This is a genomic window from Olsenella sp. Marseille-P4559, assembly GCF_900605015.1.
In the GTDB taxonomy this organism is placed as follows: Bacteria; Actinomycetota; Coriobacteriia; order Coriobacteriales; family Atopobiaceae; genus Tractidigestivibacter.
In genome coordinates this window covers 1,156,804-1,178,747 of the sequence record NZ_LR027573.1, presented here as the reverse complement: position 1 = coordinate 1,178,747, position 21,944 = coordinate 1,156,804, and the positions used below count along the sequence as shown (strand labels likewise).

Annotated in this window: 15 protein-coding genes and 2 tRNA genes; 9 read left to right on the top strand and 8 right to left on the bottom strand. The window is 60.2% G+C overall.

The genetic code is table 11. The features are described 5' to 3' along the window. The first annotated feature begins 400 nt into the window (after positions 1–400). The 3 genes from E0E00_RS05505 to E0E00_RS05495 are packed head-to-tail and all read left to right on the top strand — an operon-like array spanning position 401 to position 2,302. Positions 401–1,201 carry a ParA family protein gene (locus tag E0E00_RS05505; protein ID WP_242622136.1) on the top strand — a complete coding sequence of 267 codons (801 nt, stop codon included), beginning with the start codon at positions 401–403 and terminating at the stop codon, positions 1,199–1,201. After that, on the top strand, positions 1,194–2,048 hold the full coding sequence (locus E0E00_RS05500) for a ParB/RepB/Spo0J family partition protein (protein WP_130811495.1): 855 nt from the start codon (positions 1,194–1,196) through the stop codon (positions 2,046–2,048). The genes E0E00_RS05505 and E0E00_RS05500 overlap by 8 nt, the downstream gene beginning before the upstream one ends. 8 nt (positions 2,049–2,056) lie before the next feature. Then, positions 2,057–2,302, top strand: coding sequence for a hypothetical protein (locus tag E0E00_RS05495; protein ID WP_130811494.1), 246 nt, complete (start codon positions 2,057–2,059; stop codon positions 2,300–2,302). A 116-nt stretch (positions 2,303–2,418) separates the two neighbouring features. Here E0E00_RS05495 and rlmN read toward each other — a convergent pair whose 3' ends face one another. Further along, positions 2,419–3,477, bottom strand: coding sequence for a 23S rRNA (adenine(2503)-C(2))-methyltransferase RlmN (rlmN, locus tag E0E00_RS05490; RefSeq protein WP_130811493.1), 1,059 nt, complete (start codon positions 3,475–3,477; stop codon positions 2,419–2,421). Positions 3,478–3,585: 108 nt separating this feature from the next. On the opposite strand from rlmN, the gene E0E00_RS05485 reads away from it, so the two are divergent. Both E0E00_RS05485 and E0E00_RS05480 read left to right on the top strand, forming a co-directional pair. Then, positions 3,586–4,557: a D-alanine--D-alanine ligase gene (locus tag E0E00_RS05485; RefSeq protein ID WP_130811492.1), complete on the top strand. Its 972-nt coding sequence runs from the start codon at positions 3,586–3,588 to the stop codon at positions 4,555–4,557. A 1-nt stretch (position 4,558) separates the two neighbouring features. After that, a complete protein-coding gene (locus tag E0E00_RS05480) occupies positions 4,559–7,534 on the top strand; it encodes a helicase C-terminal domain-containing protein (protein ID WP_130811491.1) in 2,976 nt (991 codons plus the stop codon). Between the two features lie 10 nt (positions 7,535–7,544). Here E0E00_RS05480 and E0E00_RS05475 read toward each other — a convergent pair whose 3' ends face one another. Further along, entirely contained in the window at positions 7,545–8,498 is a 954-nt protein-coding gene (locus tag E0E00_RS05475) for a WYL domain-containing protein (RefSeq protein WP_130811490.1), read from the bottom strand. Then, positions 8,491–9,477, bottom strand: a complete 987-nt coding sequence (locus E0E00_RS05470; protein ID WP_165443564.1) for a YafY family protein — start codon at positions 9,475–9,477, stop codon at positions 8,491–8,493. The genes E0E00_RS05475 and E0E00_RS05470 overlap by 8 nt, the downstream gene beginning before the upstream one ends. A gap of 364 nt (positions 9,478–9,841) precedes the next feature. Between E0E00_RS05470 and E0E00_RS05465 the strand changes: the two genes are divergently transcribed. After that, a complete protein-coding gene (locus E0E00_RS05465) occupies positions 9,842–12,409 on the top strand; it encodes a hypothetical protein (protein ID WP_130811488.1) in 2,568 nt (855 codons plus the stop codon). A gap of 92 nt (positions 12,410–12,501) precedes the next feature. Here E0E00_RS05465 and E0E00_RS05460 read toward each other — a convergent pair whose 3' ends face one another. After that, a complete protein-coding gene (locus E0E00_RS05460) occupies positions 12,502–16,527 on the bottom strand; it encodes a SpaA isopeptide-forming pilin-related protein (protein ID WP_130811487.1) in 4,026 nt (1,341 codons plus the stop codon). Between the two features lie 516 nt (positions 16,528–17,043). Continuing rightward, positions 17,044–17,117, bottom strand: a tRNA-Gly gene (locus tag E0E00_RS05455). Between the two features lie 411 nt (positions 17,118–17,528). Between E0E00_RS05455 and E0E00_RS05450 the strand changes: the two genes are divergently transcribed. Together E0E00_RS05450 and E0E00_RS05445 are read left to right on the top strand one after the other, a co-directional pair. Next, complete coding sequence (locus tag E0E00_RS05450) at positions 17,529–18,809, top strand: aminopeptidase (protein ID WP_130811486.1); 1,281 nt, start codon at positions 17,529–17,531, stop codon at positions 18,807–18,809. A 173-nt stretch (positions 18,810–18,982) separates the two neighbouring features. Then, positions 18,983–19,058: transfer RNA gene (locus E0E00_RS05445), tRNA-Lys, on the top strand. A gap of 293 nt (positions 19,059–19,351) precedes the next feature. Here E0E00_RS05445 and E0E00_RS05440 read toward each other — a convergent pair. Beyond that, on the bottom strand, positions 19,352–19,705 hold the full coding sequence (locus E0E00_RS05440) for a hypothetical protein (RefSeq protein WP_130811485.1): 354 nt from the start codon (positions 19,703–19,705) through the stop codon (positions 19,352–19,354). Positions 19,706–19,727: 22 nt separating this feature from the next. Here E0E00_RS05440 and E0E00_RS05435 point away from each other — a divergent pair, with 22 nt between their 5' ends. Next, positions 19,728–19,919 (top strand): hypothetical protein, encoded by a 192-nt coding sequence (locus E0E00_RS05435; protein WP_130811484.1) that lies wholly within the window; start codon positions 19,728–19,730, stop codon positions 19,917–19,919. 311 nt (positions 19,920–20,230) lie between these two features. Here the strand turns inward: E0E00_RS05435 and E0E00_RS05430 are convergent, their stop codons facing one another. Both E0E00_RS05430 and E0E00_RS05425 read right to left on the bottom strand, forming a co-directional pair. Further along, complete coding sequence (locus E0E00_RS05430; RefSeq protein ID WP_130811483.1) at positions 20,231–20,854, bottom strand: IS3 family transposase; 624 nt, start codon at positions 20,852–20,854, stop codon at positions 20,231–20,233. An 82-nt stretch (positions 20,855–20,936) separates the two neighbouring features. Continuing rightward, positions 20,937–21,791 (bottom strand): hypothetical protein, encoded by an 855-nt coding sequence (locus tag E0E00_RS05425; RefSeq protein ID WP_130811482.1) that lies wholly within the window; start codon positions 21,789–21,791, stop codon positions 20,937–20,939. Positions 21,792–21,944: the final 153 nt, after the last annotated feature.

Sequence of the window (21,944 nt, the reverse complement as noted above, 5' to 3'; positions counted from 1 at the left end):
CTTTCTTATTGATTAAACTTGCTTGCGCGTTAGTCTCGAGCAATCTTGCAAACGAGTTCGATGTCCCTAACATCTATTTTTACCTGTTTCACGTGAAACCCTTTCCTATGGCTCTGAAATCTAAAACAGTTCTCAGCAACTTATATCACTTCTTTATAATCCATGGAATTATCTCGACCTCTTGTACCAACTCCTGATGCATATTACTTACTCGAAACTGATGATGACTGTTTCACGTGAAACAGCATTAAGTTCTAAAGTCTGTTATGAAAAGCAGAAATTAAGCAACTGATAGCAGACTTTTCAATGTTTCACGTGAAACAATACTCTATGATGAACATCACCAGATTGGTGAGCAAACGAAGCAAAGATGTATATCACTTGGCAATTGGGGGCATACGTGGGTTATCAGGACGTAAAACGAGGCTATACCAACAGAGATCCCAAGGTCCTCGCGATAATTAACCAAAAAGGTGGGGTTGGAAAGTCAACGACGGCCATCAATCTTTCGGCTGCCTTGGGTGAGGCAAAGAAAAAGGTTCTCGTAATTGATCTCGACCCCCAAGGAAACACGACAAGTGGCTACGGAATCGAAAAGGAAGACCTCGAACATGATATGTATGATGTCCTGCTTCAGGATTTTCCAATTGAAGATGCCATAGTTGACACCTGTGAGGAGCGTGTCTTTGTCGTTCCTGCAACAATTCAACTTGCAGGTGCAGAAATCGAGCTTGTTTCCGCAATTGCTCGTGAAAGCATCCTCAAAAGCGTTATTGAAAAGATAAAAGAAGAGTTCGATTATGTTTTTATTGACTGTCCACCCTCACTTGGTTTGCTCACAATCAATGCGCTTGTTGCTTCTGACCAGCTATTGATACCAATTCAGTGTGAGTATTACGCCCTTGAAGGCGTAACTAAGCTCATTGAGTCAATGAGGATGGTTAAGAATCGTTTGAATCCAGCACTCTCGATTTTTGGTGTAGTAATGACGATGTATGATACGCGAACCACACTCTCTCGTCAGGTTGTTGAAGAGTGCAAGAACTATTTTGGCCAGCAGATTTTTAAGACATATATCCCTAGGAACGTCAAAATCGCTGAGGCTCCGAGCCATGGATTGCCTGTAACCATGTATGCGCGCATGAGCAAGGGATCGTCTTCATATACCAAACTCGCAAAGGAAGTGATTCGTCGTGGCTAAAAAAACTGGACTCGGCAAAGGTCTTGAATCACTCATGGGAGAAGCTAACGCAGAGGTTGGCTCCCCAGCTGCCGATTCAACACTTCCAGTATCGAAGATTAAACCCAACAGGGGACAACCCAGAAAAAACTTCGATCCTGACGAACTTGCTGAGCTTGCTGACTCAATCAAGCAGAACGGTATCCTCCAGCCAATTATTGTGCGGAAGAAGGGTACTTCCTATGAGATTGTTGCGGGAGAGCGCCGTTATCAGGCGGCAAAGCTTGCTGGTCTTGAGGAAGTTCCTGTAGTCATTAGAGACATCAGCGATGAGGATGTCTTCAAGCTCGCCCTCATCGAGAACCTCCAAAGATCTGATCTCAACCCTATCGAAGAGGCCCAAGGGTACAGGCAGCTCATCAATGCGAACGGATTGACCCAAGAGGAGGTGGCTCGCCTCGTCTCCAAGTCTCGCTCCGCAATCACGAACACTCTAAGGCTCTTGGATTTGCCGGAGCAAGTCCAGGACCTGATGAGTGAGGGAAAGCTGACAGCTGGCCATGCTCGTGCCATCTTGGCGGTGCCATCTGAAGAGGGACGAATACGACTTGCTGAGAAGGTTACTATCCAAGGTTTGTCAGTGCGTCAGACAGAAACCCTTGCCCCACTGTTTTCTGACAATAGTCAGATAGAACCGGTACGCCGCCAGCCAGTCCCTCAGTCATTCAAGCGAGCTGCCAGACAGATGAGGCTTGCCCTGGACACCAACGTGAAGGTAAAGACAGTACGCGGTAGGAACAAGGTCGAAATAGAGTTTGAGGACGAGGAGGCCCTTGCCCATCTCGTAGACCTTCTCACCAGGGAGTAGGAGCAACAATGAAGAAGCTTCTGAGGGGTGCAATAGCACTTGCTGCAATAGCGGGGGTTGGCTATGTCATCTACAGAGAGGTTCTCACCGATGAGGCGCGCAGTAGTCTCCATAAGATGGTAGAGGTCGTCAAAGACTCATACGATCGCGTCAACGAGGTCATTTCATCCGTGAGAGGGGACGTTATGACGGATGAGGGACCCCTTCCTAATGTCCAAGCTACTATGAAGCAATGGAAAGACATGGGATACTGAGAAAGACTTTGTAGCAGAACAAGAACAAATGTTCTAAATTTAAGGGGACAGCCACTCGTTACGATGGCCGTCCCCTTTGTTGCTAGGCAGAGATGACAACTGGCAGGAAAGAGCTCCTAGGACTCCTGCACGCGCTGGCGGAGCTGCCCGCATGCGGCGTCAATGTCGGTACCACGAGAATTTCTGATGGTGGCCTCAACACCTACAGAGGCCAGGCGAGTAACGAATTCCCCTGCGCGCTCGGGGCTTGCAGGCTTGAGATTGGAGCCGGGAACCTCGTTGAGCTGGATGATGTTCACGTGCGCAAGAGTCCCACGGCAGAAGTCGCAAAGGGCGCCGAGCTCATCCTCGTTGTCGTTGACGCCCCGAATGAGCGCATACTCATATGTGGGCCTGCGCCCCGTCTTGGTCACATACTCACCCATAACGTCGTAGAGGTGGATGAGTGAGTACTTCTTTACTCCTGGCATAAGGATGTTACGTGTGCTTTGGTTTGCAGAGTGAAGCGAGACGGCAAGCGTGAACTGCTCGGGCTCGTTGGCAAGGCGCTTGATCATAGGAATAACGCCGCAGGTAGAAACCGTAAGATGACGCGCGCCAATGCCAGCTCCTTCGGGAGAGTTGAGGCGGCGGAGGGCAGCGAGCGTGGCGTCGTAGTTCATCATGGGCTCGCCCTGCCCCATCATCACAACGCTGGTGACGCGCGTGTTGAAGTCATCGCGCACATGCATGACCTGCTCGTATATCTCACCTGCCGTGAGCGAGCGCGTGAGGCCTGAGGTGCCAGTTGCACAGAAGGCACACCCCATGGCACAGCCGGCCTGCGTGGAAACGCACGCGGCTAGGCGGTTCTTCGAGGGCATGCCCACACATTCGACAGAGACGTCATCAGGGAAACGCAGCAGGTACTTGCGGCTGCCATCTTTGGAGACCTGGCGTGCAACTTCCTCTATGCCACCAAGGGTTACGTAGTCTGCCAGCTGGGCGCGCAGCGCCTTAGAAAGGTTAGTCATCTGGTCAAATGACGTTGCATTCTTGACCCAGACCCAGTCCTCGATTTGCTTGGCGCGAAACTTTGGTTGGCCAAGCTCAGCGAGAAGGGTCTCTAGCTGCCCGCGCGTGCAATTTCTCAGATCGAGCTTCTGGTTATGTCGATTGACGTCGTCCGTCTGCATTTCTGGCCCCTTGCCCTTGTGGTTTGGCGTGGTGGAGTATTCTCATTGGGTTACCGTTATGTGTGCGTCTGAGTCTACCGCACGGCGGAGAGATGCAAGGGAGAGCGCATGACAAGTCAGGACGTGTTGGGGCGCAAGGTTGTCGTTATTGCCGGCGGCTGGTCTGACGAGAAGGAAATTTCGCTGGACTCGGGCCGCGCATGCCAGAAGGCGCTTGCCGATGCCGGTTTTGAGGGTGTTGACCTGCTCGATGCTGCAGGCGAAGGGTTTGTCTCGCAACTTGCCAGCGGTGGGTACGACGTAGCCTTCGTGGCAATGCATGGCCACTATGGCGAGGATGGCTGCATCCAGGGACTTCTCGAGATTCTGCACATGCCCTACACCTTCTCGGGCGTCCTGGGCAGCGCCGTGAGCACTGAGAAGGAGGTTGCCAAGGCGCTGTATTGTCAGGCTGGCATCCCCACACCAAACGGAACGGACGTCGCCCCTGGAACCAAGCTTACGCCTGAAGACATAGATCACATTGTCGAAGAGCTGGGCCTCCCTCTGTTCGTGAAGCCCGCTGCCAACGGCTCAAGCTTTGGTGTAACGCGCGTGACTAGCGCCTCTCAGCTGGTAGACGCCGTCGAGCTTGCCACGCAGGGTGGCGATCGCGCGCTCATTGAGGAGTGCGTGACCGGCACCGAGATCACCGTTCCCGTTATTGGAAACGATGAGCCCAAGGCGCTCCCCATCGTTGAGATCGTGACAGGTGCAGAGTTCTATGACCTCAAGGTGAAGTACGAACCCTCCTCGATGCACCACGTCATTCCCGCACGGCTTGAGGCTGGGGTCTATGCGCTCGCTCAGGAGCTGGCGGTTCGCGCTCACCGCACTCTGCACCTCTTGGGTGCCTCGAGAAGCGACTTCATCGTTCGCGAGGATGGGACGCCGGTGATTCTCGAGACCAACACCATCCCCGGCATGACCGAGACAAGCCTGCTGCCGGACTCTGCTCGTCACGGCGGGATCGAGTTCCCCGAACTCTGCAAGAAGTTTGTGGAGTACGCGCTTGAGGCGCATGGGAAGTCGGAGGACTAGCATGGCCCTTGCCACCAATGGCGGGTGCGAAGAGAGCACGGAAGAGACAGCAGCCGCCCTCGAGCGGCTGCTTCTCCCTGGAACGCCCGAGGATATACGCGCCAACTACCTGAGCCTTGCAGAGCGGGCATGCACCTACGAGTTTGGCCTGCTTGAAGAGGATGTCGTGGTGCTTGATACCGAGACGACGGGACTCTCGTTCAAGGATTGCGAACTTATCGAGATATCGGCCGCGCGGCTTTCCGGCCGCGAGGCCACCGAGCGCTTTGAGACCTTTGTTGACCCCAAAAGGCCCATCCCGCCAGAGATTCAGCGGCTCACGGGGATTCGTGACATTGACGTGGCGGGTGCCCCCACCCCTGAAGAGGCGGTGAGCGCGCTGGCAGACTTTGTCGGCGGTGCTCCCGTGCTGGCACATAATGCGACCTTTGACCGTACGTTTATCGAAAGGGTACGCGGTGGTGCCGAGGTGTCGGACACCTGGGTCGACACGCTTTCCCTCTCGCGCATAGCCCTTCCACGCCTTTCGTCGCACCGCCTCCTGGACATGGCGGAGGCCTTTGGCTGCGACTCCGTCACCCATAGGGCTGGAGACGATGTCGACGCGCTCTGTGGTATGTGGCGAATCATCCTTCTCGGCCTCTCCGATCTGCCGTCAGGGCTTCTGGGACACCTCTCGGAGATGCACCCCGAGGTGGACTGGCCGTTCAGGCCTGTCATCGCGCACCTTGCTGCCGAGCAGGGTCCGGCACCCTTCTCGCTCAAGGCACTTCGCCATGGACTTGTCTCTCGCACAGAAGCGCACCCCCGGGCTGACGCTGCCGAGAGCGACGAGGTACTTGTCGCCTCCGCACCAGAGGTCATCCAGGAGGAATTCTCTCCGGGAGGCATGGTTGGCCGCATGTACGAGAACTACGAGACCCGACCCGAGCAGCTTGCCATGGCGCTCGAGGTGCGAGACGCTCTTGCCACCTCGACCCACCGCACTATAGAGGCAGGCACGGGTGTCGGTAAGTCCATAGCCTATCTGCTTCCCGAGGTCCTCTTTGCTCAGCGCAACAATGTGACCGTGGGCATCGCCACCAAGACCAACGCGCTTACCGACCAGCTCGTCTCTCACGAGCTGCCCGCGCTTTCTCGTGCGCTGCCAAAGGGCCTTACGTTTCACAGTCTGAAGGGCTACGAGCACTATCCGTGCCTGCACAGACTTGACCGTGCTGCCGTCGAGGACCTCCCCATTGAGCTTGCTCGCAACGATGGTCGCTCCGACAACGCGATTGCCGCAGATATGCTCACCGCCATTGCCGTGGTGTACGCCTTCTCGTGCCAGTCGCCTGACGGAGACCTGGATGCGCTTGGAATTCGCTGGCGCTACGTGCCGCGTCAGATGCTTACCACTACGCCGGGCGAGTGTCTTCGCACACGCTGTCCCTACTTTCCCAACGAATGCCTAGTACATGGCGCACGCAGGCGCGCCGCGAGTGGCGACGTGGTGGTGACCAATCACTCGTTGCTGCTTCGAAGCGTTGCCACAGAGGGCAAGATTCTGCCACCCGTTCGTCACTGGGTGATTGACGAGGCCCACTCCTTTGAGGGAGAGGCGCGCCGCCAGTGGGCGCACGAGGTCTCGGGAGATGAGGCACGTACGGCGTTCGAGCTGTTGGGGGGCACCAAGAGCGGCACGCTCCACATGGTCATGACGTCCATCTCTGCGTCAAGGATTGATGGGGAGACGCTTATCCAGGGGCTTCTCACCAAGGCCTCAGCGTCCGTCTCGCGTGCGGCTGTATCGACGGCCGACCTCTTTATGGCTCTGCACGACCTGGGGGCGCTCGCTAGGGGCGAGGGCGGCTACGACATGGTGACCCTCTGGATTGACGAGAAGGTTCGTGAGACCTCGCAGTGGGGTGCTGTTGCCGAGGCCGGTTCTGCTGCTGTGGGCCATTTGGACGAGGCCGTAAAGCACCTGTGTGAGGCGGAAGAAAAGCTGGCTGAGGTTGCGCCGCAGCTTGCGGCCGATCTTACGGAGTCTGGCCGGTTCCTCTCCGAGCTGTTGGAGAGCCTGCGGCTCATTTTGGGTGGAGAAGACCAGACGTACGTGTATTCCGCGGAGCTCTATCGCTCGAAGCGACGCATTGGTGCCGAGAGGCTGCTCGCCGAGAAGCTCGATGTGGGTGCGGACCTCGCGCAGGACTGGCTGCCCGAGATGAAGAGCGTGGTGTTCACCTCGGCGACCATGGCAGTAAAGAAGGAATTCTCGCACTTTGACCATGCCGTAGGGCTTGACCGCCTGCCTGCGCCCACGCACAAAGACGTGCAACTTGATTCAAGCTTTGATTATGATAAGAGCATGTCGGTCATCGTGACCAAGGATATGCCGGCTCCAAATGAGGGCGGTTACCTCGACGCGCTTGCTGAGCTCCTGTACGACGTGCATCGTTCGATGGACGGCTCGGTGCTCACGCTATTCACGAACAGACGCGATATGGAGCGCATGTATGCAGAGCTCGGACCACGTCTTACCAAGGATGGCCTTGCGTTGGTGTGCCAGGAGCGCGGCTCTTCTCCGCGACGCCTGCGGCAGCAGTTCATGGCCGAGAAGCGCACATCACTGCTCGCCCTGCGCTCGTTCTGGGAGGGGTTTGACGCTTCCGGTGACACGCTGAGGTGCGTTGTGATTCCCAAACTGCCGTTCGCGAGCCCCAATGACCCAATCGTGCGCGAGCGCGACCTGCGTGAGGAGCGCGCGTGGTGGCGTCACTCGCTGCCCGAGGCGGTCATCTCGGTGAAGCAGGCGGCAGGGCGGCTCATTCGCACATCGAGCGACCGCGGCGTGCTAGTCCTGGCGGACTCGCGTGTAGCGCAGAAGCGTTATGGCCGTACCTTCACGGACTCGCTGCCCTCTAAGACCGTGGTCATGCTCGAAACCCAGAACGTGTGGCGCTATATCGAGACGTGGCGAGCCTCGCACGAGTAAGAGACGGTGGCTACGGTTCGTTTAGCTTGCGACGTGCATAGGCGATGACGAGGGTGTTTACCTCGCCATCGCTCGTTGTTACCGTTCCCGCGCACGCGGCGACGCGTCGGGGCAGCCATTCTCCGCCGTAGTAGGGAATCCGCGCGTGGATGACGGAACCTTCGTCTCGGTCGATGCGCAGACCAGGCCAGGCGAGAAGGTCGAGGTAGTGTCTATCGCGAAAGGCAAGACGCACCATACGGGCGCTACTGCTCTCTTGCGGCTCGGGAGAAACCTCCTCGGCAGGGACAATGTGTATGTCTGCCATGCGGTCCAGGCGGAAGAGGCGGTCGCCTTGGCGGGAGGGATCATAGGCATCAAGGTACCAGGTAAAATCGGTGTTGCGAAGACCACGGGGGTCAACGTGGCGGCGACGGGGTTCCTTGTCAGCTGTGCCCTGGTATGAGAAGTCGAGCATGCCGAGCTGGGCTATTGCCTTTGAGCACAGGAGAATGGCCTCTGCCACGCACATGGAACCTGAGGCTTTGGGGACGTTTGCGTTCGTGTCAGGGGTATGGACAACGAGAGCGTCATCGGGGTCTGAAGGCGCGAGGGAGGCGGCTACCTTCTGGCGTAGCGGCGCATCTGCAGGGATGCCCATCTGGTTGAGGGCTGCCTGAACCGCGACGGTCTCCGACCTGGTGAGACGGAGCCTCCTTGCATGGCTCCCGGACCCGCCTTCGAGGATGAGACGCTTGTTGGCATCGTCCATCGAGAGGGGAAGCACCGCTGCTCCCTCACTACTTGCAGAGAGAATGAGCTCCATGCGATGACGGGCGTCCTGCTCGCTTATGCCCAAACGGCCGGCAATGGCTGCGACGTCCAGGCTGTCTCCGGTGCCATCCAGAGAGGATATGATGGCCACCAGCTCTCGGGCCTCCTGCAAGCCTCCCTTGCGGCCGGCCCCCTGCCTGCGGTTAGCCATGTGCAACCTCCTCAAGCTTCGAGCGCCAGGCCGAGACAAGCTCTGGTGGCGAGAGCGGCGTGACGTCCTCCGCTATCGCCCATGACGCTGCATCCCCGACGCTGCTCACCTCAACGCGCCATGTTACGATGCCGCGCGTGTCCGCGACGCACTCGAACGTGCCTTTGCCCCGAGCAGCCTGCGAGAACTCTGCCACCGCCTGCTTCGGCACGGTGAATACGGCTTCGCACGACATCGCCCCAAGCTGGAAGGGGAGCTTTCGCCAGTCCCGAACGTCAAAGTCCTCCGGAACCACGAAGGGTACCGAAGGATCCTCCGTCGCGCGCCGAACCCTGTCGATACGGTAGGTGCGCGTTGAGCCATCGATAACCTGGGCCGCCTCATCAACGGATGCCGCAACCATGTACAGGTGCCCGCGCATCCCAAAGAGGCCATAAGGGGCTACCATTCGCTGAACAGTCTTCCCATCCGCACGCCTGTAGTCGATGCGGGCTGCGTGTCCTGAAAGGCTGCATTCTCGCAGGGTCGTGAGCTGGCGGCTTGGCAGTCTCTTCTCGACGGGCAGCGAGACCGAAGCCGGGTAGTCGAAGGACGTGTCGATTTTGGAGAGGGCGATGCGGAGATCGGCGCCGTAGGGGAAGTCTGGGTCATCGACAAGCGGGAGACAGGCGACGTCTAACGCCACGGCGTCCTCCTCCGAGAGCTCGGTGCTCTCGACAAACGATGTGCTGTCCACATGCCAAAGTGTTTCTGCACCATCCACGCGAGCGACCACGATGCCACACTCGGCGAGCGCGACCCGGTCGCGACGGAATGCCGTGCGGTACGAGCTCGTCTTCTCCAAGTCTGGATAGAATGAGCGCCGGATGGTCTCGTCGCTTATGGTGTCCGAGCTCATGAAGGCAAGGGCGAGCGAAGCGATCCTTCTGGCCTTCTCGTCATCCCTCGAGAGTTCCGCAAAGTCGTTTTTCTCTTCCAACCTGGCTCCCTCGCGTCTCATCGCGGTAGCTGCCTGCAGGTTCCGCGATCCATATTGCGGGCTGCGCGCCGCTTGGTCTAGACAATAGCCGAACGGGCGAGGCCGGGGGTGGCTGGTGCGTGAAGAGTCTAGACAATAGCCGAACGGGCGAGGCCGGGGGTGGCTGGTGCGTGAAGAGACTGGCGGGAATAGCGTATTGCAGAAAACGGCCTTGCATATGCGTTCGTTGTGGGGGGATTAGCGTGCAAAAGGCCGCCCAGCGAGGTCCGGGGTGATATTTGGGCCCTCCAAGACGTATACTCGTCAAGGTATATGCGCATTCTCGCGGCCCTGTAGGTCGCGTGACCAGCGGAGGGCGTACAGTATGGCCATGACACATGACTATATGGACTACCTGGAGGACCAGATTGGCATCTCTCCGGCTAACAGCCAGGAAGAGCTCCAGGCCGCCCAGACCATCGCCGACCTCATGCGACAGCATGATGTGGACGTGAGCGTTGAAGAGTTTGACGCACCCGGCCTCGGCCGCCCTGTGAGGTGCGTCCTTCTCGTGCTCATGTTTGTAGGCGTTGTGCTCTCGGGTACGGGAATCTCTGGTCTCGGCGTGGCCCTGGCGCTTGTTCCCGCCGTCCTGCTTGTCCTTGAGGTGCTCGGCATTGGTGGCGGCTTCCTCTCCAAGCTTGGCCCTGCCGCCCGCAGCCAGAACGTTGTGGCTGTGCACCACGCAACGGGTGAGCTTGTCGCCAAGGGCAACAGGCCTATCGTTGTGGTTGCCCACTATGACTCCCCCCACGACAGCTTCCTGTACGGCAGCCCAGTCTCTCGCTATGTTCCCATGTGCCGCAAGGCACTCAAGTGGCTGGTTCCTGCTGTGGCCCTTTGCGCGCTGCTCCAAATGGCCACCTTCTTGCCGTCGCCGTTCCGCTCGATCCTATGGGTAGCTGGCATTCTTCTCGCCATCCCCCTTGCTGCGCTTGGCGCCGACGGAATCTACCAGAAGTTCTCGCGCTGCTCGTTGGGCTCCAACGACAACAAGTCTTCGGTCGCGGCGCTTCTCGGCATCCTCGACAACGTGCGACCCTCCGGCAAGAAGCCCATCTCTCGGCGGGCCATTGAGAGAGGGCAGCAGCACGACGAGCGTGAAGGGGCCCAGGCTGAGGAGGAGCCTGCTCCGGCTCCCGCGCCGGCACCGCAGCCCGAGGAAGTCGTTGGCGTTCGCCATGGCAAGGACGCGATTGCCGCCCTTGGCATCCTTTCCGCCGACTGCAAGATCGAGTATGTCGACTCTTCCAAGAACATGAGGGCCTCTTCCATCGATGCCGACGAGACGAGCGAGCTTCCGGGCAATCCGTCTAACGTTGGCGTGCGAATTGATGCAGAGGCCGAGGCAAGTGCTGGTGACTCGACTGAGGGGCTGCCCAAACCCGTACCCGCGCGTGCGAAGGACGCCGCCCTAGCCACAGCGACGGATGCCGCGTCCGCTCCTTCGGCTGATGCCGACGTGACTACAGAGGAGCCTGTGGCGGTTGACCCTGATGCCACCGTCCCCGCAAAGCCGCGCTTCTTTGATCGCAAGAGGCTTGCGAGCATGTTCAGTCGCTTCGAGAGTCATGGTGTTGGCGAGAAGGACGACTCTGGCCTCACCGCCACGCCCGATGATGACCTCGACTCTACAAAGCCGACGACTCCAACACCGCGGAAGCGCCCAGAGAAGCCCGATGATCCCAACTGGGGCAAGTCGGACTTCAAGCCACAGGTGTCCGATGTGGCGCGTCGTGCGGCGCTTTTCGATCTTCCGGACCCGTCTCAGGCAACAGACCCCCTTGCGGCTGACCCCGACGCCACCCAGCTTGCTCCCTCTCACCCCGCGGCTACGCCATCCAGAAGGAGCATGGGTAATCTCCTGAGTGACGCAGACGCCAGGAATGCCCAGCGCATTCGTGGCGGCATGGACGATACAGATGTGCCTGTGATCACTCCCGCCCCCTCTGAGGCAGCGCCGATGCAAGACGTTGCCAACGAGCGACAGGACAGCTTGGGCGTAATCGGCACAGATGACTTTGCGACGCCTGAGGCCGAGCCAGAGCGTGAGCCCGAGAAGCACCACTTCAGCTTCTTTAACCGCATGAAAAAGGGTGATGCTAGGCGTTCCCGCGGTCAGGCGACGCGCGAGAGCAACTGGCTGAGGGATGATCCCGAGAACTGGGATGAGGACACGGACTCCGGTTCCTGGAAGGGTGGGGCTACCACCAGAAGCGGCCTGCGTCTGGTCCAGGACGCGCCTACCGAACCCGTGGACGCCTCGTACGAGGGCGCGCCTGTGGCCGGAGAGCCTCTCACCGATACCCCTGCAAACATTGCGCCCGGCGAGTCCGTGAATCCAGCCGACTATTCTGAGGGACAGCAGGTGGGACCCGATGTTGATTCCGCTGACGTTCCTACCGAGGACGACCTCCGCGCGGCCGTGCTCCACATGGGTGACGACGAGCTCGTTTGCCACGACATCTGGTTTGTTGCCCTCGGTGCCTCCGACCTTGACCATGCGGGGATGCGCTCCTTCCTGACCGAGCACCGTTCCGCCATTCGTGGTGCCTTCCTTGTGAACCTCGACTGCGTGGGTGCGGGCGACCTCTCGCTTCTGACTCACGAGGGGTTCGAGCCCACGCGCCGTGCGGACAGAAGGCTCCTCAGGCTTCTCTCTGGTACGGCATCCGACCTCAACATGGACCTGAAGACACAGGCGTTCGACTGGGTCGATACGGACGCCTCTGTCGCCATGCGTGCTTCCGTACGCGCAGTAACGGTTATGGGCCTAGGGGACAATGGGCTTCCCGCGCTCTCTCGTACCGAGCAGGATGTTCCGGAGAACGTTGATGGGGATCAGGCCGCTTCGGTTGCCGAGCTTGTCACCGAGATGATTCGCCGCTCGTAGTCCTCCGCAGAGCAAAACATTGCGCTTGTAGTCCCGAGGGGGCCGGCCATTGTCAGCCCCCTCTTTCTGCTGTTGGTGCGTTGGGACGAGCCTTACGCAATCTCCCTGTGCCAAAGCCCAAGGATTAGTCCAACACAACCAAGTGCCGCACAGACTCCCATAGCAGTCTGCGTCGTTGCGTCGCCGGTGCCCGGCGTGCCACTTCGATCAAAACGACCTTCTTCCGCGAGTGGCTCGTCATGTCTGTAACTGACCATCTGGCTTGCCGCGGAAAGGTCCTTGTGGGTTGCGACCTCCTGACCACCGCGACAGAGGGATTCGAAGACAATGACCTTCCTGCCCACGAAAACGGAGCCATCGGTCTCGAATGGCATGGCTATGAAGCCATCAGCCTGGGTTGGGATAAACTGCTGCGTCGCGGTAATGGCCTCGCCATTGGAGTCACAGATTGGCTCGCCGCCCTCCGCGTCTACGAGCGTGCCCTTGAGCTCGTAGTCGCTGCCGGGAACCAACCCCTCATAGGCAACAACGTCAACGATGCCGGTGGTGTCTTGCGTTGAACCCTCATGCGTTCCGGTTTTCTCGTCTGTTGCTGTTGTCTGGATGGACGGCCCACGCTCTTCCCGGTTGTCAATGGTGCCAAGGTCCAGAACCTCGTTGTGGCGAGGCTCAGGGAACTCGGTGGTAAGTTCAAACGAGATAAGGGCTCGGCCTTGGTTGGCGTCGCACCTCAGCTCCTGGACCTGATAGCGGTCGTACGGGAGTGCCGCAAGGCCCTTGATGGGTTCTTGGTTGGCTTCGGCAGAACCGCCAAACCAGACGCCGCTCTCGGAATCGAGCTTGGAGGAGTCCACTGCTGGCTGAGGCAGGTTGTCACTCAGCGCGGCATCGTTCGCATTCGTGCGTTGCTCGGAGGCATAGACGGATGAGTCAAAGATGCCGTTCTCATCCGTTGCGATAACATGTTGCTCGCCCGTGGTGGCGCTGGTGATGAGAAATGCAACGTTTGCCATGGGTTCCTGTGTTCTCTCATCACGTTTCACAAAGCGGATGTCGGTACGCCCTACCTGGTCGTGCACGGCCTTATCTGCTTGTGAGAGGTCGATGATGGAACCGCTGTCGACAACCTGGAATGTGACAGACCAAAGTACGGCCTCGCTGTCCAAGAGATACCCCTGGGGAGCAGATGACTCGCGGACTGTGTAGGTACCATATGGGAGGGAATCTGCGCCGGTGGATGCTATGCCGCTCTCGTCTGCCGTCAGCGTGAGGGCAACCTCTCCGGGATTGACTGTTGTCCCGTCAACCAGGACGGGCCGGGCAGACACATTCGTTACCGTAAACGTTGCCCCTGCAAGCGTTGCCGAGCCAAGTGGTGCATGCCCTAGCGTTTCTCTGTCAACCTTGCCAATGCAGACACCACCGCGGACAACATGGTCATCCACGGGTGCTTGGGCGGAGACCACCGTCCCATCCTCGCCGATGGTTACCTCGGCCTGCCAGTCTGTGTTGAGTAGGTAGCCTGATGGGGCAGAGACCTCACGTATGGAATAGCGTCCGTAAGGCAGCTGGTGAGACGTTGTGGTTGCGTGGCCGTGGACATCCGTCACAAGGTCAATGCCCGTAATGGCCTCTCCGGGCTCGTATCTCTCGCCGGCTATAACCACGGGATGTGCGGACTCGTTCGTGATTTGGAAGTGCGCTCCCTCGAGCGAGGCGTCCCCTTGGGGGCTGGCGCTTGAGAGCTCGTGGTCAATCTTGTCGACAGCAACGCCGCCGGATATGGGCGTATCAGGCAGCTCTATTCGGGTCTGGCCGTTGGCGTGAAGCACAATCGTCTTGGTCCAGCCATCGTTGAGAATGTAGCCCTTGGGCGTTTTGGTCTCCTTTAGGACATAGGTGCCGTACGGAAGCTCGACGCTGGGGAATGTGCCCTCAGCGTTGGCCGTGAGCGTGCAGACCGCCTCGCCCGGCCCGAAGGTCTTCTCGCCATACATGACGGGCCCCACGGACGCGTTGGTGATGCTCACCTCGGCCCCCTCGAAGGTGGCGTCCCCTTGGGGGCCTTCTGAACCAAGGCTGACATCCACCTTTGTGAGCGGTGGCGTTGGCGGTGTCTCGATGTTCTCGTCCACCGTGCCGGCACTTGCGGGCTCATCGGAGTCGCTCACAACGGCAACGCCCACCCACTCGGAGTTGAGCTCATAGCCTTCTGGTGCCGCGATCTCGCGCAGCTCGTAAGTACCATAGGGAAGGATCTTCTCGCTTGTTGCCGTGCCGGACTCGTCAGTCACCAACTCGAAGCCGTCGATGACCTCTCCCACGCCATGAGTGGCTCCATCGATGTAGACGGCGTGATCGGACACGTTGCGCACTTGGAATCGGGCGCCCGCCAGCGTGGCATCACCCTGTGCGATACCCTCTTTGAGCTGGTGGTCAATCTTGTTAACGCGTATCGAGCCGAGAATTACCTGGTCATCGACACCGCGCCCCATCACGTCTTTCACGGCGCTGGTGCTGTTCCACCCATCAAGCGTCTTCCAGGTGGCTAGGCCGCCTTCAAGCGTGACCGTGGCTACATGCAGGGAGGAGTCTGTGAGCTCGTATCCCTCGGGGGCCTTGGTCTCTTGGATTCCATAGGTGCCAAGCGGGAAGATTGCATCGCCCTGGGTGTTTGAGAAGAGCGCGTCTCCCGAGACCAGCTGCGAGTCGCTGTAAGTTGCTACGCCATTCGCGTCCGTTGCAAAGACCCAGGTGCGGAGTGGTGTGCCGGAGGTGTCTCCCGTGACATTCCCGTAGTAGCGTACGGTGAACTGCGCCCCAGAGAGCGAGGCGTTTCCTTGGGCAATGCCTCCTGTTGCCGCATCGAGCTTCTGGACGATTGCCCCCGCAGGAGCAGTTGCGGGAACCTCTTCGACGGGGCTTCCCTCCACCTGTGAGGTGGTGCCAGAGCTTACGCTGACCCTGTAGATTCCCTCGTCTAGCAGGTAGCCCTGCGAGGGGTATACCTCACGGACGTAGTAATCCCCTGTGGGGACGCCGGTGAAGACAGCGTGCCCGTTGGCATCGGTGTTGGCCGTCTGCACCAGCTGCGTGCACGCTTCGTCCGAATAGAGTCCGTAGCAGGCGCCTGCAAGCGAGTAGCTAGCACTGCCCTGCGCCATCTCCTTGTTCGCCGACTGTTTGTAGAGCTCTGCCTGGCCGTTGGGTGGACCCAGCGGGAAGAGGACCCAGCAGGATGGGAAGCACTTGGGGGTGATTCCAGATATCTGGTTGCCGCCGATAAGCGTGTCGCCGGAACTCAGGCCATTAGGTCTCTGTGCGGAGTGCCAGAAGAGATCATCGCCTGAGGAGCTACCCCAGAAAAAGCCCACATGATCGTCTGCTGTATTGCCGTAGGCATCCGTTCCTGCCTGAAACACAGAAGTATATGGGACGGCACAGACGATGTCACCCTTCTGGAGCAGGCCCGAGGCCAGCATCTCCTCCTTGGAGTCGAAGGTGTAGGAGATTACGTCATTGTGCTCGCAGACGGCAAACCAGTTAAGCAGCGAAGTCCAGTTGCCTTTGTGACCATCGGTGTTCACGAAGGTCTCGTATGGGGAGCCCCCTACCTTGTCGAGGACATATGCGACAAAACCGTTGCACTGCATGCCGGGGGAGTAGCCTCCCGAGTCTCCTCTTGGGCGCGGCTTGCTGCCCGTATCGTTGACGCCCTTGTAGGGAGTTCCCAGGTAGTAATCATCGCCCTCGTGAGCTGTGAGTTCGTCTACCACCTGCTGGCGGGTGACGCCAACAACGTCGCTGATGTATCTGCTCCCATCGGGGTTATGCAGATACGCAATGTTTGTATTGCCCGAGGCCGGAGATTGGGCTAGGGCGAGTCCGCCTGCACCCAGGCCGAGCCCTCCTCCGAACAGCTGTCCCATCACGAGTACGGCTGCCATCACGATGGCAACGATGCCCCGCCACAGCGAGCGCCTCCCAGCGTGGCCCGGTCCTACGTGCGGTCCACCTCGCAGCTTGTCTCCTCCAATGAGCCTTGCCTGTGGCGCGTCACGTCGCAGGTGGCCATACCTTGCTTCCCCTCTGGCTCTTCTTGGTCGTCCTGGCTTCATGCGTCCTCCTTCATGTGTCGACAGATCGATTGCGGGAGAACAAAACTAGAGTGGAGTGCCTGCACATTTCTGACGCTGCGCGGACAGCGAGCCGTCACCCGTCTGCCAACTTCCTGACAGGCAGTTCAATCTACCTGGGAAGATATGGTGCCTGCATTACACGTTGCCTCGACCAAAACTCGTAGCGAGAATTTTCTTTGGCCTGACAAGAAGAGGCGGAGGTCTCGGGCCTCTCTTCGTGTCTCCGCCTGTTCTCGGTTGGCCTCGACCGTCCATTTCGTGCGAGGTGAAGCCGTCTGTGGCTCGATGCCTTGTCGCATGGAAACGGGCACGGCATACTGTATCAATGCTTGAACTTCTGGCGTATGCATACGCGGGCATCGCCAAGTGGCAAGGCAAATGGCTCCTGAGCTGGTCATTTATACTCTTGGTGGGACTGGGCGGGACCCCCGCAGGGTCAGTGAGAGCTTACCAAAAACGCGGCCTCCTCGCATGGGGAGACCGCGTTTGCTCGCGTGGAGCGGGTGATGGGAGTCGAACCCACCTCAGAAGCTTGGGAAGCTCCGGTTCTACCGATGAACTACACCCGCGTAGCGTAATGACTCTATCACAGCGCCACTGCTCGGTGAGCGATTCATCTGCGCGATTTCGCCAACGCACATGATAAACCCAGAAAGGTTGTTGATCAGCCACCGAAGAGGCCGGGTTGGATGGGTCGGCGTAAATCATGGAGAAATCCACCAACAAGTCAGCCAAGGGTATAATGTCCACCGCAAGGCTCCAAAAAAATAGCCTGTCTAACTGGGGTTTTATTGGTGTCGGCGACGAGGCTGGAATGTGTGAACATTGGCTTCCCAAGCCATCGTCCGCGGGTTCGAATCCCGTTGCCTGCCCTAGGAATTCCCGGGCCCCCCTTGGGGCCCTTTCTATGGGTACGAACTGTTTGAGAAGAGAAGTGCCGCTGCCCAGGTGCTCACGCGCCAGACCCGGAAGGAACTACCATGAATGCCATTCCCATGACGGACGAAGAATGCCGCTTGGCAACCGAGGCCCTCTCGGAGCAGCTTGACCGCTATGCAAACCTGATAGTAAAGAAGGGCGTTGCCATTCACCCCGAGCAGGAGCTGGTGCTCTCGGTCCCCGTCGAGCGCGCCGACTTTGCGCGCAGGGTCGTTCGCGCGGCGTACCGCGTGGGTGCGGGGCACGTGACGGTTATCTGGCATGACGACCAGGTCACGCGGCTGACATACGAGAACGTCCCCACCTTTTGGTTCGAAACGGTTCCCTCGTGGCAGCGAGAGCAGCTCAATTCGCTGGCAGAGGGCGGTGCCGCATTTCTCTTTCTCGAGGGATCTGATCCCTCGTCACTCAAAGGCATTGACCCCGCCAAACCGGCTGCGGCGTCGCGCGCTCGCAACGAGCAGTGCAAGTCGTTCCGCGATGGTATGGACTTTGGTCGCAACGCGTGGTGCATTGCCGGCGTGCCCGTGAAGGCGTGGGCCTGCGAGGTCTTTCCCGAGCTTTCCGAGGCCGAAGCGGTCTACCGCCTGTGGGCTGCAATCCTTGAGACCTCGCGCGCCGAGGGCGACGACCCCGAGAGCGCATGGGAGACGCACAACGCCTCGTTCGAGAAGACGAAGCGCATGCTCAATCGCAAGCACTTCTCGGCACTGCGCTATGAGTCCTCAAATGGCACGAAGTTGACGGTTGGGCTTGCCGAGGGACACATCTGGGAGGGTGGCGCCGGAAAGCTGCAGGATGGTACGGTCTTCTTCCCCAACATCCCCACCGAGGAGGTCTTCACCTCACCTGACCGTATGCGCGCCGACGGCATTGTGTACTCTGCGTTGCCGCTGGTGCACAACGGTCAGACCATTCGCGACTTTTGGCTGCGCTTCGAAGGCGGCGCTGTGGTGGACTATGGTGCCAAGGCTGGCAAGGAGGTTCTCCAGCACATCCTGGAGACGGACGAGAACGCCGTGCGCCTTGGCGAGGTAGCGCTTGTCTCTAAGAACACGCCCATCCGTCAGAGTGGGATTCTCTTCTACGACACTCTGTACGACGAGAATGCCAGCTGTCATCTTGCGTTGGGCATGGGGTTCCCTGAGTGCGTGAAAGGTGGCCTCGCTATGGACAAGGAACGGCTGATGGAGGCAGGTGTCAACCAGAGCCACACGCACGTGGACTTTATGGTGGGGGCAGATGACCTCAACATTTGGGGCGTTGCTGTCGACGGGACCGAGACCCCGGTCTTCATCAACGGCCAATGGCCGTGGGAGTAGGGCGCATAACGATGCGTGCGATGCCGGCCTATACAATGAATGGCCATAGGGATAGGCGCTTGGGCTATATGCGCTGGTTGCGTCTGTCGGCACGAAAGGGATCACGCATGCGCCGCTGCGCACCATAGGCGTGGTAGAATTGCGCTGCTGCAGCCGCCTTGGCTGTGGAGCGTGCGCTCTTAGCTCAGTTGGTAGAGCAGGGGACTTTTAATCCCAAGGTCGAGGGTTCGACCCCCTCAGGGCGCACCATGTAATCGCAGCTCAGGGTACTTGTTACCCTGAGCTTTCTCCTTACGCGCACACAGTTCAGAACACATGTACTCGTTTCTGCACACAACCTCTAACTCATCCGGTCCGTCTTTTGCGGTTCTGTAGTTGTCTTTCTGATATTTCCGATTGGTAGGTTAAGATGTGACAGGTACCTAAAAGAGCAGTTCTCGGAAGATCGCGGGGGAGTTTTCAATATAGGCGTCACACCATCCCTCTCATGTCTTTACCGACCCCCTAGCAGAACTTGACCCATTAAAAGTACTTTTGAATAGTCAGCCAGAGTGCGGATGCTTGCGCTTCCTTGGACTGCGGCAATGCGCCTCGGTGAGCATCAGATGGCGGAGGGCCCTTGCAGCCTTCGGCCGTCTCTCGTCAGCCTGCCTGACCCGGAAGAGATAGGCATACCAGTTGAGATGCCCCTGGAGGCCCGAGACCTTCATGCCCACGCAGCCCTCCACGAAGCGCCTCATCCAGGCGCACAGGCTGTTGACCATCTTCATGCCTTCAAGATAGCCCGGATCCTCGGTGTCGGCCTTGTATGCGACGCTGGCCCCCCTCGCCGCCCTGACCCCCTTCCCGCTCGGCCTGCCGTGCCCGCACACGGCCGCAGCAGGGTTCCCGTGCACGCCGATCGCCACGGAGACGCATATGAGGTTGCGCGACAGCCCTACGCATCGCGTGGCATCCGGCGGCGTTCTTGAGGGTCGGGCCCTCGATGTGCATCTCGCCTGTCCAGCACTTGCCGCGCAGCGCCACGCGCTCCTGGTAGCCGCCGGGCTTGGACACCGCCCTGCGCCGCCACTCGAAGGCGGCCTGGTGGGAGATGCCGCATGCCTTTAGCAGCGGGGTCGAGCTGGGCGTCGTAGCACATGAGCCGGACGAGAAGCGCCCAGGCCGGGGAACCCCTCTTGGACCCCTCGGAGACCGTGCCGGCAAGCGCCGTATAGGTCCTGCCGCACCCGGCGCACACCCAGCGCCTCCTTCCTAAGGGGGCGGACGAACCGTGGCAGTTGTGCCCGTGGTGGCACCAGGGGCATCCGGGGGCAGGCCTCCAGGCGTCGGCCGCCTCGGCGAACTGGGCAGCCGACAGTGTGTTTGCTAACGTAGAAGTCGACGGAAGGGGGTGGTACCGCTTTTCCGTACCGTTCTCGCTAGGCTGCAAGGGTTAGGCTTTGCCTGTATGCCAAGGGGCCCATCGAGCCCAGCGAGCGCCTGATCCTCTTTGTGTCGTGCCACTCTATGTAGTCATCGATCCTCTTCCCGAGCCCCTCCAGGCTGACGCCCTCCCAGTCCCTCCCGCAGGACATCCCGTTCTTCATGGTGCCGAAGAGGCCCCCCATGCGGGAGTTGTCGGGAGGGCTGCCCTTCCTCGACATCGAGCGGATGACTCCCGCCTCCTCGCAGATCGATATCCACCCGGGCCACCGGTGGTGGCATCCGCAGTCGCTGCGGACGACGAGGTGGGCCCTCTCACCGGGCTTGGTAAGCCTGATGGCTGCTTCCGGCGTCGAGTTGGCCATCTCGGCGCTCGGCGAGGTCGACGTCGCCCAGCTCACGATGGAGCCGCCGGAGCAGTCCGGGACAGGGGAGAGGCAGGGCTTGCCGGCGGGGACCGAGAGCTGCGTCACGTCCGCGGGCCACAGGAAGCGGGGAAGCCCCGCCGCAAGGTCCTGCCTGACCTTGTCGCCCGGATGTTCCGTGGCCTCGCCCGCGCAGGGGCTGCAGCGCCGCCTTGGCTTCGTCCTGCCCCGGGCCTCGAGCCCCTCCCCGGCCATGGTGCGGGCGATCCTGCGCCCCCCGACGGTCTCGCCCCCCGCCTCGGGCCCGTCGTGGATGCGGCGCCTTCCGCAGGTGCCGTCATTGGCGTCGAGGACCCCCGAGATCCTCCTGCGGGCCCCCTTCGCCCCCGTCGGGGGCGCGGGGCGCCCCCTGCTGGCACTGGTAGCCTGGCCGGGCCATCCCGGGCGCCGAGGGAGGCTCGCACGGCCCCCGTTTGGGGCGCGGGGACCCGATCAGCAGGGTCTTCTCCCTGTTCGCGGGCTCGCTTGCCGGGTCGGCGCCCGCCCCCTTCCCCAGGGCCTCGAGGGCACCCTCCGTGATGTCGCGCCTGAGCCCGGGCCCCTCGGGCTCGGCCTCGGGCTCGGCCTTCCTGGCCTCGAGGGCGGCGGTGCCCGCCTGGGTCGCAGGCGACCTTCCCCGCGTCCGCGCAGGCTTGCTGGGGCGGCCTTCGGACATCGGGGGCTCCTCCTCAAGCAGCTCGCGCCTCCACTTGCAGAGCGCGGATCTCGTACATCCTACCAGGTCGGCGACCTCCTGGGCGGACGATGCCCGAGATGCCGGGGCCCTGGCGGCAGCGGCCTTCTCGGACGCGTCGAACACCCCGGGCCGCGTCGCCCTTCTCTCGCCGGGCGCGTACCCGTCGATCCGCCCGGCGAGCCTCGCCGTGCACTTGGGGTATCCAAGCCCGCGCCTGGCGGAGGCGTTGCACCTCCCATGGGTGAGGCAGTGCCTGGCCGCGGCCCCCTTCTGCTCCAGCGTGCATTGCCCGAGGCTGCGGTCCGCGAGCCTTCCTCCGTTCTCCTGCCACTCCCCGTGCCAGCTCACCAGCCGTGCGCGGCTGGGACATCCGAGCTCCCGTATGGTTGCCGTGGCCTTGAGGCCGTACTTGATGTAGGGCTCGACCGCCCTTTTCCCCTGTTCAGGGGAATACACGCCATCCTCCAGACGTCATCGTTTGGTACGGATTTCCGGTACCACCCCCAAGTGTCGACTTTTACTTGACTGAACACACCGACAGCCCCTCCGCCATGGCGCCGCAGGGGTTCCCGCGGCGCGGCATGGTCACTCATCCTGTCCGCCAGCGGG

What these genes read in the sequence shown, in the direction of transcription:
- E0E00_RS05435 (WP_130811484.1), top strand. Translation starts at nt 19,728, where the DNA reads ATGAGGTTGCGCGACAGCCCTACGCATCGCGTGGCATCCGGCGGCGTT.
- E0E00_RS05495 (WP_130811494.1), top strand. Translation starts at nt 2,057, where the DNA reads ATGAAGAAGCTTCTGAGGGGTGCAATAGCACTTGCTGCAATAGCGGGG.
- E0E00_RS05460 (WP_130811487.1), bottom strand. Translation starts at nt 16,527, where the DNA reads ATGAAGCCAGGACGACCAAGAAGAGCCAGAGGGGAAGCAAGGTATGGC.
- rlmN (WP_130811493.1), bottom strand. Translation starts at nt 3,477, where the DNA reads ATGCAGACGGACGACGTCAATCGACATAACCAGAAGCTCGATCTGAGA.
- E0E00_RS05450 (WP_130811486.1), top strand. Translation starts at nt 17,529, where the DNA reads ATGAATGCCATTCCCATGACGGACGAAGAATGCCGCTTGGCAACCGAG.
- E0E00_RS05475 (WP_130811490.1), bottom strand. Translation starts at nt 8,498, where the DNA reads ATGGCTAACCGCAGGCAGGGGGCCGGCCGCAAGGGAGGCTTGCAGGAG.
- E0E00_RS05485 (WP_130811492.1), top strand. Translation starts at nt 3,586, where the DNA reads ATGACAAGTCAGGACGTGTTGGGGCGCAAGGTTGTCGTTATTGCCGGC.
- E0E00_RS05465 (WP_130811488.1), top strand. Translation starts at nt 9,842, where the DNA reads ATGGCCATGACACATGACTATATGGACTACCTGGAGGACCAGATTGGC.
- E0E00_RS05480 (WP_130811491.1), top strand. Translation starts at nt 4,559, where the DNA reads ATGGCCCTTGCCACCAATGGCGGGTGCGAAGAGAGCACGGAAGAGACA.
- E0E00_RS05430 (WP_130811483.1), bottom strand. Translation starts at nt 20,854, where the DNA reads ATGGCCGGGGAGGGGCTCGAGGCCCGGGGCAGGACGAAGCCAAGGCGG.